Annotated in this window: 2 protein-coding genes and 1 pseudogene; all 3 read right to left on the reverse strand. The window is 48.1% G+C overall.

Going from position 1 to position 1,726, the window contains the following annotated elements:
- A pseudogene (locus J5224_RS26655) lies at positions 1-235 on the reverse strand (hypothetical protein); the annotation flags it as partial.
- 121 nt (positions 236-356) lie between these two features.
- Positions 357-1,181, reverse strand: a complete 825-nt coding sequence (locus tag J5224_RS26660) for a YfdQ family protein (RefSeq protein WP_264628178.1) — start codon at positions 1,179-1,181, stop codon at positions 357-359.
- Positions 1,182-1,233: 52 nt separating this feature from the next.
- A complete protein-coding gene (locus J5224_RS26665) occupies positions 1,234-1,611 on the reverse strand; it encodes a hypothetical protein (RefSeq protein WP_264628179.1) in 378 nt (125 codons plus the stop codon).
- Positions 1,612-1,726 lie beyond the last annotated feature (115 nt).

Consider the following 1,726-nt stretch of genomic DNA (forward strand, 5'->3'; position numbering starts at 1 on the left):
TGGTGATGCCGGTGCCTCTGAGGTCGAGGGAGCCACCCACAGACAAGCCCTCAGGCAGACTGGTGATGCCGGTGCCTTCGAGGTCGAGGGAGCCACCCACAGACAAGCCCTCAGGCAGACTGGTGATATCAGTACGTCCCAGCAGAGACAAATCACCCTCAACTACGATAGAGCCATCATCATTAACCAAATGGTTAATATTTTTCTTTTTCAAAATATCCAGAACATTAGACATTTATATTTCTCCACACCGATTTTAGGTTGAGTAAATCCCTCGCCATGGGGCGATTAATTTGCACATTGGGATTTGCACTTCACTAAATGCCCCAAACCATGGGGCATTTAAGGCGGTGCAATTAGGCGCTAAACACGCCGATAAATGTTTCGATTTCGGTATCGGAGAATTTCTCGATCAGCAGATCACGGAACTCTTCGGCAATTTTCTCTTGCTCCGCCTCTAACTGGACGATACGCAGTACCAGGATCGGGCGGTCGCCGGTGATAATGCTTAAACGCAGTCTGAAAGCGCGTTCGGACAGACCTTCATAGGTGGTGCATTTAAACTGAAATGCGACAGGCATAATGTCTTTCGTCTTCGCTTCGACGCTTTCCATTACCGAACGCTTGCCGCTGAAATCTTCATCTTCATAATCGGCTTTGCTGTTGGCTTCGATCGTGATGCGACGAACGGCGGCGGCTGATTTCTTTGCATCGACGACATTGCCTTCGGCATCAAAGCCAATGAGGAATTCGGCCCAGTCTTCGAGCCATTCCGCGAGTTCTTTCTGGCTTTTTTTCTCACTATTGACATTCAGCAGCGCGGAATAAGCCGATGTACGTTTCAGTGAGAGAGTGGCTTTATTATCTGCGTGGCCGGGGCTATCAAGCGTCCCGAGGTTAAACACGGAAATGGAACGCATGCGATCGGCATCGATAAAGCAGCGGGCACCGGCTTCAAAATAGCCGATGGAATATTTTACAAAGTCGTCGATGCTGGCGGTTTCCAATTCGCCACGAAAGCGATAACGACCATTATTGAAACCTTCCAGGCTCTTAATGCCGATATTTGTCGGAACGGCAACGGCGGGGCAATTAACACCTTCAAGGCGGGTATCTAATTGCTGTGTGGCAATCAAATCACGAATTTGTTGAATAGCAGAAGCGTCTACAGTCTGAGACATGGTTGATCCTTAAAATATTGGTGAAATACGTTCAGGTCGTGACAACCTGAAATTAGACAGATTGTTTTAATTTCCCGTCTGGTTGCCCGCCCAGCGTAAATAGCTGGCCCTGGTCTTCCTGCAAAATCGTTAACTTACCGCCACGACCAACATACATTGGGGTTTCGGTTGTATCTTCTTCGGACGACTTGCCGCGAGGCGTTGGTTTGGAGAACGCCAGTTTGTGTTTGATGGCAATACGCTTTTCTTCAATCGACGCACTCAACCGATCGATATCAAACTGAACTATTACCTTTCCTTTGCCGCCATTGTTGATGACACCTAACGCGACCTCATTCAGTGCAGCAGCCAGCTTGTTTTCAAAAACACCGCCGTCAAGTTCACCAAAGAAGTCAGGGATATTTGTCATCTTGCTTTGTGCTTCTGACATATTCACACCCTCGTTTAATACGGCTATTGCCGCTGTTTCTCTACACACACAGAAGGGTGAAGGGCGTCGGGATACAGACCTCAGCATTGACTCACCAATAATTGAAGGGATTCGA

This window comes from Candidatus Symbiopectobacterium sp. NZEC135, from assembly GCF_025962695.1.